The organism is Thermoplasmataceae archaeon (assembly GCA_038729425.1).
Taxonomy (GTDB): Archaea; Thermoplasmatota; Thermoplasmata; order Thermoplasmatales; family Thermoplasmataceae; genus B-DKE.
On the sequence record JAVYSB010000003.1, the window covers coordinates 215122 to 221381 of the forward strand.

The 6260-nt window shown below is 45.5% G+C and carries 8 protein-coding genes; 6 read left to right on the forward strand and 2 right to left on the reverse strand.

Annotated features, from left to right (window positions below):
• On the reverse strand, nucleotides 1-262 hold a 262-nt coding region (locus tag QW597_04415), incomplete at its 3' end, for a hypothetical protein (GenBank protein ID MEM0155829.1).
• Nucleotides 263-521: 259 nt separating this feature from the next.
• Between QW597_04415 and QW597_04420 the strand changes: the two genes are divergently transcribed.
• The 3 genes from QW597_04420 (at nucleotide 522) to QW597_04430 (ending at nucleotide 3913) form a co-directional block, all read left to right on the forward strand.
• The gene (locus QW597_04420; protein ID MEM0155830.1) at nucleotides 522-1988 is read left to right on the forward strand and encodes a gamma-glutamyltransferase; all 1467 of its coding nucleotides are present in this window, start codon (nucleotides 522-524) and stop codon (nucleotides 1986-1988) included.
• A 585-nt stretch (nucleotides 1989-2573) separates the two neighbouring features.
• Complete coding sequence (locus tag QW597_04425) at nucleotides 2574-3317, forward strand: hypothetical protein (protein ID MEM0155831.1); 744 nt, start codon at nucleotides 2574-2576, stop codon at nucleotides 3315-3317.
• Nucleotides 3314-3913: a DNA-3-methyladenine glycosylase I gene (locus tag QW597_04430; GenBank protein ID MEM0155832.1), complete on the forward strand. Its 600-nt coding sequence runs from the start codon at nucleotides 3314-3316 to the stop codon at nucleotides 3911-3913. The genes QW597_04425 and QW597_04430 overlap by 4 nt, the downstream gene beginning before the upstream one ends.
• 5 nt (nucleotides 3914-3918) lie before the next feature.
• Here QW597_04430 and QW597_04435 read toward each other — a convergent pair whose 3' ends face one another.
• Nucleotides 3919-4107: a hypothetical protein gene (locus QW597_04435; protein MEM0155833.1), complete on the reverse strand. Its 189-nt coding sequence runs from the start codon at nucleotides 4105-4107 to the stop codon at nucleotides 3919-3921.
• A gap of 151 nt (nucleotides 4108-4258) precedes the next feature.
• Between QW597_04435 and QW597_04440 the strand changes: the two genes are divergently transcribed.
• The 3 genes from QW597_04440 to QW597_04450 form a co-directional block, all read left to right on the forward strand.
• Complete coding sequence (locus QW597_04440) at nucleotides 4259-4591, forward strand: hypothetical protein (protein MEM0155834.1); 333 nt, start codon at nucleotides 4259-4261, stop codon at nucleotides 4589-4591.
• A gap of 65 nt (nucleotides 4592-4656) precedes the next feature.
• Nucleotides 4657-5145, forward strand: coding sequence for a hypothetical protein (locus QW597_04445; GenBank protein MEM0155835.1), 489 nt, complete (start codon nucleotides 4657-4659; stop codon nucleotides 5143-5145).
• A gap of 38 nt (nucleotides 5146-5183) precedes the next feature.
• On the forward strand, nucleotides 5184-6260 hold a 1077-nt coding region (locus tag QW597_04450; GenBank protein MEM0155836.1), incomplete at its 3' end, for a UbiD family decarboxylase.

Consider the following 6260-nt stretch of genomic DNA (forward strand, 5'->3'; position numbering starts at 1 on the left):
ATGTCGATACATATATTACTGCGGTTAAAACTCCTACTAACAGGTTGCTGAAACCTAGAACGTACCTTGAAAGGATTGGCACAGAAGTAACAACCATGTTGTTTACAGAACGGGCAGATACGGTGAACAGAACTAGTATTATTGCAGTGAAGGCAATGGAAAGCCCATGACGGTTATCTTTTTTCCCGCCGTATGAGCCGTTTGAAGTGGAAGCGTTTCCACCACCGGCATCTTGATCTGGACCGTTTTTCATATTCGTCAAATGTAATTTTCTGTATTCTTATCATATCAAAATACTTTTCAGTAAAAAGCCCTGTTTGAACCTGCACGCTGTTTTAACATCCTGAAATGCATAGTGTCAGAAACCAATCAAATTTAGAGAGGTTTGGTTATAGACTGATCGGGTTTCTTGCAGACTTAAAGCATGTGTCTGGTCGTTCATTTTAGAATCGTTTTTAAAGCGCCTGCCAAATAATATGTGATTTATATAATACTGGATGCAATGGCAGTGTGATGCTATATTGAGTGACGAAAGATTTGCAGTGGCCAGCGGTCATCCACTGAGCAATGAAGTTGGGATGAGGATACTCAGGCATGGCGGGAATTCCTATGATGCAGCCATTGCCGTGAGCGCTGCACTGACTGTTGTTCAACCACATCTGAATGGCCTTGGAGCCGATCTGTTTGCAATCACCGCTGACGGGGAAATACGTGCACTTGACGGGTCGGGTAATGCAGCTGGTCTTGCCAGCATTGATTATTTCAATAAGAACGGCTTCCGTGAGATACCTAAGAACGGACCCCTTTCTGCCATATCCGTACCGGGCATGGTAGGTGCATGGTCACTTCTTTATGAACGCTGCAACATGCGTTTTCAGGATCTGATAAAACCAGCCATCGAACTGGCACGGAACGGCTTTTTTCCCTCACCTGCCATAGTTGAAGCAATCGGATCAACAAAGGGAAACGACGACTGGAGCCGGATTTACAATGGAGCTTCGATTGAGGAGAAACTAATACAGAAAGACCTGGCCGGTACCCTTGAGGAAATCAGCAAGGATGAGGGGCATTCCTTCTATCACGGTCAAATCGCCCGTGCCATAGAAACAGCCATGGTCAATAGTGGAGGGCTTCTTCGGTTTAACGACATGGACTCCTATGAAGCCCTATTCCTGAAACCCTTCCAAGTATCATACCATGGGTACAAGGTTTATACAAATCCGCCACCGAGCCAGGGTTCCACGGCATTGATGTGGCTTAACATGTTGAATCATGCTGATCTTTCGGCCTTGGACAAGAAAGAATACTATAATGAACTGATCCGTACAATGCGCATTGCATACTCATACAGGTCAAAGTACATCGGCGATCCTCGATATGTGACTTTTCCCGAAGACATTTTGGAATCTGGTTACCAGTACAGGATTTTGCCTGTTTCTGGCGTAAGAAACACCAGCTTGTCTGATACCACTGCTTTCTCCGTGTACGATGGCAATTTTGGCATTTCAGCTATACAGAGCAATTATACTGGTTTTGGATCCGGTTTCACGATACCCGGCATGGGGATCAACTTGAACAACAGGGGATCTTATTTCACACTTGATAGTGAACACAACAATAAACTTGAACCTGGAAAGAAGACATTCCATACCCTTATGGCCATGTACGCCAAGGGGAGAGATGAAGTGTTCCTTGGAACCATGGGCGGAGATGTGCAACCACAGGTTGACGTGCAAGTGCTCAGTGGGATTATCGACTTGGACCGTGCTGCCCAGGATGCAGTAGCTTATCCGAGATTTGCATGGCCTGCCAGCATTTATGGAGGTTCAGATCTATACTGCGAAGCGTCTTTGGACCTGGAAGGGGCAATAAAAGTCAAAGACAGCAGCAGGATGATGGGACACGCACATGCAATAATAAGTGGCGACAGGTTCTCAACCGGCCTGGATCCAAGGGGAGACGGACTGCTTCTGAATTTTAGGAGATAAACAGAACGCCAAATATTTTAGAAAGGTTTCAGCGACTGCAAATACCGTCACATCCATAATGGAATGCCATATGCCATAATTCCTCTACCTACTTGTATTCAGGCCGCTTTATGTCGGCAATTGAGTGGTGCTGAACCGATTCTTCCGCCATATTGTGTTGATCACGGTTTATATAGATGACAAGATAAAGACTATGGTTGGCAGATAGAAGCTTGCATTTTGTGATGCGTGCATGCAAAGGGCAATCATTATGGGCACGGGATAAAAAGTTCTGGCAATGGTTATCCGGACTTCGTTAAAGGTTCGTTCAACTGTAGTTGACAGGCTGATATCGACGCGCCTTCCGCAGGGATATGATTCCTTTCTACGACATATGGAAAAAATCCTGTGAAGCTGGTTTTTGGTGTTTACTAGTCCATGACCTGACTGGCTGAAGTTGAATTTACCATGGTAACCGGATCATACTTCAGTAGGCTGACGAAATCCCTCTGTATCAGTGCCTTGCGCCCTTTGTAATTCTCCAATTGAAACTACGATCGGGATGGAATCTGTTAAATATGTTTCCTTATTAGGAATATGATCAAAATGAACAATGCACGTCCTGTTTTGCCAACAAGAGGAGAACGGCACTTAGTAACGCCGGACGCCATCAGAGAGGTAAGATTCAGGTATACACATGTCGCAAGCAACGTCAGCTTGAACTGGTCCTGGTACAACGAAAAACAGGGTCTTGTGCAGTGGTCATTCCACAACATGGACACCAGGGTGCACTCCGTCATACTCCTTAGGAATTTATATTACTTCGGAGGGGCTTTTTGGCCAGTATATTATGCAAATTCAAATGGCAGGGGAGACTCAGCGTCAAACCCAGCAGATAATTTTGGAACAGATTTTCTAGGCGGTACAGCGCCGGTCCCGTTTCTTGTGAACAATGGGGTCACTGAAAATGATCCTCCGCTCGCTCTGGTTAAATTCAGCTCTGCAGGCAATGAAACAGCATCAGAAAATAACTCGCAGGTAATTTTCGTCTTCACGCTGGGCCCCGGAGAAACCTGGTCCATGATTGAAGGAGGTTTTTCAGCTAACATGATTCCTTCAGGAATATCTATCTATGAAGTAACAGAAGCCAGCAGCGGCTTTTTCTGCATCGGATACGATGGGAAAAGAGTTACAGACTGGGATAACCAGACGGGAACAAAGCTTCAGGGATACAGTCCGAATCCGAGTAGTTTCAACACCTGGATGATGGCAGCGGAACCTGGTGCCCCCTTTGACGAACTGCCATATACGGATTCATATTCGAAAGGGAAATGCGGGGCATCTCCATGATCCAGGCTCAGGAGAACGACAATGGCAGGAAACGATGTGAATGGGTGCCTCTTTCTGATCCTCTTTACATGAAGTATCATGATGAGGAATGGGGCGTTCCGTTACACGTCGATTCAAAAATTCTCGAAATGATCATACTTGAGGGACAGCAGGCAGGGTTGAGCTGGAAGACAATTCTTCACAAGAGGGAGAATTTAAGGAAGGCTTATGCCCATTTCGATCCCAATGTAATTTCTCAATTTGATGAGGATGACATTAGGAGGCTGTTGAATGACAGCGGCATAATCAGGAACAGATCCAAAATAAATGCCGCAATACAGAATTCAAGATCCTTTATGAAAGTGCAGGAGGAGTTTGGTACTTTCGACAATTATATCTGGCGTTTCGTGAACAACAGAACCGTCCATAATTCCTGGAGAAGCGTGAAGGATATACCACCAAGAACAGAGATATCTGACGCCATGAGCACTGATCTCGTCAGGCGCGGTTTCAAGTATGTGGGTTCCACCATCTGCTATTCGCATATGCAGGCAACTGGGATGGTTAATGACCACACGCTGGAATGCTTCAGGTATCGTGAGTTGGTCAAAGAGTAAATTGATCACTGGGTGTTGCGCTTAAGTTCATTCCTGAACTTATCAAGTTTGTCGGCCCTCACCTCGAGGATAAACGCTCCAACGTAGTTGCAGTCGTCACACTTGTATACAGCGCCAGCTATTCCACCTGCAATCCAGTTCACATGTATGGAGCCGCATTTTGGGCAGATTTTGACCATGTCAGTAGCTGCCATCGTTGTTTATCTGGTGCAGGTATATACTCTTTGCTGACGGACCTGCTCTTTCATACAAAATTCCTCAGGTACGGCTTGCTTCTCAGTTCATGCGGTTCCCGTTTTGGATACTAGTAATAGTTTATATACACTGATTCCGCTTAAGTAATTGTTGTCAGGAAAAGATATCTGTGAAGAATGCAATGGTACTGGGTATTCTGGCCCGAATGGCAGCGATATCTGTAACAGTTGCATGGGGCTGGGTTCAAGATACAGGGTGCTTCACGGAATCTTCAGTAACGAAGACAAAACAAGCAGGTTTGGATTTGTTGCAATGATACTCCTTGGGATGGTCATCATGGCTATTTTTTCGTCCACGGGCCAGATCAGGGTTAGATGGATACTCAGGCTTACGGGGTTTTACATTCTGATACTTATGGCTGGATTGATGTACAACATAATTTCGATACCAAGGTACTTCATGAAAATTTTCAACCCTTCATGAACCTGTGTTACGCTGGCGACCTCACAAAAACATATATATAATCTGACGTACAGGTAGAATCAGCAATGGCTCAGGTCAAGTTGAAGGGAAATATAGGATCTTTTTACAAGATAAGGACTGTACTTATTGTGGCTTTCATCATAACGTTTTTCCTGATGAATCCGTACATAGAGTTCTTCAAGTATTCGAATGCATATGTTGGAAGCTTTGTTACCTTCTTCGCGAACAACAGCCTTCTAGCTGTCTACGGGAGCCTCATAGGACTTCTCCTGGCTTCTTACTCTGTGCTCATAACCATAATACCTAACTTTCACTCTGACAGCCTAAAACAGCCCATCTTTGGTCAGGTAAACAGATTATACGTCTTTACCATTATGGACGGCATCCTCCTGATGTTCGTTGATTTTACAGACTCAATAATAGCATATGACGACTTCAGGTTCTTTATAGATATCGAGGTGTTCTTTTTCCTTTCTCTGCTCCTGGGGTTGATATTCTGCGTCCTCAGCCTTTCCGATCTATTCACTCTTGTGCGGAGAAGGGGAGAGAGGTAGATAGCAAAATCGATAAACTTTACTGAATTATGGTATAAATGTCATTCGAGGATCTTCGGGATTTCATCCAGTATTCAATAAAGAACAACTCCCTCATCAGGGTCGAGGACGAAGTAAACCCTGATCTTGAGCTCACCCATATGCTCAGCGAAGAAGAGCGCGTTGGCATGGGGCGTACCATGCTTTTTACCAATGTAAAAGGATCAGAGGTACCTGCCGTTGGAAATATCTTTTCCACACAGGAGAAGATCAATGCCATTCTGGGTTCTACCCCCTTGGAGATAGGGACAGGTCTTACGGATCTGGTCCGGATACCTGACGACACAGAGTCAATGTTATCAAGGGGAATGGAGATGTACCGTCAACTTGGCGGTGCGAAGCCAAAGGTGCACCAGTCATTTGGGTCCGAACACACTGTTCTGGACAAAGTTGATCTTACAAGATACCCCATATGCAGAACCTGGCCACAGGATGCTTCGCCATTCATAACACTCCCTGTTGTGATTACCAAGAACCGGGAAACCGGACAGCGAAACGTTGGCATGTACAGGATGCAGGTCTACGATTCGGAGACAACGGGGATGCACTGGCACATCCACAAGGGAGGAGCGGGGCATTTTTCGGAGTCAAGACGCGCGAAAGAACCCATGGACGTGGCAGTTGTCCTTGGCACAGATCCGCTGACCATATTCTCGGCTGTCGCACCACTGCCTGACGGGATCGACGAGTTTTCATTTCAGGGAATCATATCTAAGAAGCGCCTGGACCTTGTCAAGGGAATGACGGTTGATCTTGAATACCCGAGGAACGCCGAGATCGTGCTGGAAGGTTATGTAGACCCATCAGAGACAAGAGTTGAAGGCCCTTTTGGAGACCATACCGGATATTATTCTCTTGAAGAGGAATTCCCGGTATTTCACATCCGAAAAATCATTGAGAGAAAGAACGCCGTATATCCTACGACCATAGTGGGCAAGCTGTGGCATGAGGATGTCATAATAGGGAAGGCTGTTGAACGTATGTTCCTCCCGGTCATTAAGATGCTTGTGCCGGATATTGTTGACCTTAACACCATGGAGGAAGCCGTATTCCACAATATGGTCATCGTTTCCATC